The 1,294-nt window shown below is 50.7% G+C and carries 1 protein-coding gene; it reads left to right on the top strand.

What is annotated here, in order from left to right; all coding sequences use genetic code 11:
• The first annotated feature begins 102 nt into the window (after positions 1-102).
• On the top strand, positions 103-1,173 hold the full coding sequence (locus Q0620_RS10805; protein WP_298785178.1) for a transglutaminase-like domain-containing protein: 1,071 nt from the start codon (positions 103-105) through the stop codon (positions 1,171-1,173).
• The last annotated feature ends 121 nt before the right edge of the window (positions 1,174-1,294 follow it).

The raw sequence follows: 1,294 nt of genomic DNA, 5'->3' as shown, positions 1-1,294 counted from the left end.
CGACTTGCGGAATTTTAAATTTAGCGATTTCAAAGCCGCAAAAGGCTAAAATCCACGCGTAATTAGGGCTAAGGCTTAGCCATTTTATTTTGAAGGCATTTCATGCAAAGACGTGATTTTTTAAGAAACACTGCGATTTTAGGCGCTGTTATGGCAACTCCGAGTACCATTTTGGGCGGGGAAAAAGTCATTGGCAAAAAGAGAGCTTTCGGGCTATCGCTAAATCACGAAATTTTGGAGAAGGGCAAGCAGACGCGGCTTTGGATACCACTTCCTCTCATCACGGAGTATCAAAAGGTAAGCGACATAAAATTTGACGGCAATTTCAACGATCCGTCCGTGGACTATGGCGAAATTCCGACGCTCTATGCCGGCTACGTCGGGGTGGCAAAGCCCACGCTAAACATTAAATTTAACGTCGAGACCTTTGAGCGAAATACCGACTTTAGCAAGGTAAAATTTAATCCGAACGAAAAGCTTAACCCCGAGGTGGCGAAGTTTTTAGAGCCTAGCACACAGATTCAAATCGACGGCATCGTCAAGCAAAAATCAGACGAGATCGCAGGCGGCATCAAGGGTGATCTGGAAAAGGCGCGCGCGATTTATACGTGGGTGGCGAACACTATGCAGCGCGATAATAGCGTGCTAGGCTGCGGGCTAGGGGACGTGAGGCAAATTTTAAGCAGCGGCAAGTTAAGCGGCAAATGCACCGACATAAATAGCGTTTTCGTCGCACTTTGCCGCGCGCAAGGCATAGCCGCAAGAGAGATGTTTGGCATCCGCGTCGGCGCGTCGAGATTTAGCGCTCAAATGGGCGCCGCGCCTAAAGACGGCGTCAGCCATATCTCGGGCGCGCAGCACTGCAGGGCGGAATTTTATCTAAAAGGCCACGGCTGGATCCCGGTCGATCCCGCGGACGTTACAAAGGTGCGACTCGGCGAAGGCTTAAGCGAGGATGATTCTAAGCTGGCGCGGGTGCGCGAATATCTTTTCGGTAACTGGGAGCCGTGCTGGCTGGGCTTTAACTACGCTCGCGAAATCGTGCTAAATCCGCGCCCGGCGCATGTCCCGATTGAAATTTTTTCGCATCCGTATTGCGAAGTGGGCGGCACGCCTAAAGATCCGTACTCGCCTAAAAATTTTATCTACGAGTATTTTTCGCGCGAAATTTAGCCTTCTGACGGCTTGCATTTTACCGCCGCGATTTGCTTAAGCTAAGCCGCCGCGCTTCGTCAAAGCTTAACCGTTTCATCGAAACGCACGCTTGGCTTTTGCGACAGCGGCGCTTTTTGCG

The organism is uncultured Campylobacter sp. (genome assembly GCF_938017615.1).
Taxonomy (GTDB): domain Bacteria; phylum Campylobacterota; class Campylobacteria; order Campylobacterales; family Campylobacteraceae; genus Campylobacter_B.
This window is presented reverse-complemented; position numbering and strand designations above follow the sequence as displayed.